At 59.0% G+C, this 293-nt stretch carries 1 protein-coding gene; it reads right to left on the reverse strand.

The window, feature by feature from the left end; genetic code table 11:
* Positions 1 to 275 (reverse strand): hypothetical protein (locus B0E43_RS23260; RefSeq protein ID WP_168171861.1); only part of this gene is annotated, 275 nt, incomplete at its 3' end.
* Positions 276 to 293: the final 18 nt, after the last annotated feature.

The raw sequence follows: 293 nt of genomic DNA on the forward strand, positions 1-293 counted from the left end.
GTATTCGAGGTCACCCCGTTGCCGCTCGCGCTGGCCACGTTGGTCACACTGCCGTTGTTCAGATCCGTCTGGGTAATCGTATAGCTGCCTGTCGCAGTCACGCTGCCGCCCGGTACCAATGGACCGTTCACCGCCGCAATGCCCGCAATCTTGTCGTCTGTCACACTGAATGGTCCGGCCAGGGTCACGTTGCCGCTGTTGGTGATCACGTAGTTGTAAACCACCACGTCACCTACCGCAGCGTACGGATCACCCGATACCACCTGCTTGTCCAAAGACAGCGTTCTGGTCTG

The sequence above is a fragment of the Algoriphagus sp. A40 genome (genome assembly GCF_002002735.1).
In the GTDB taxonomy this organism is placed as follows: Bacteria; Bacteroidota; Bacteroidia; order Cytophagales; family Cyclobacteriaceae; genus Algoriphagus.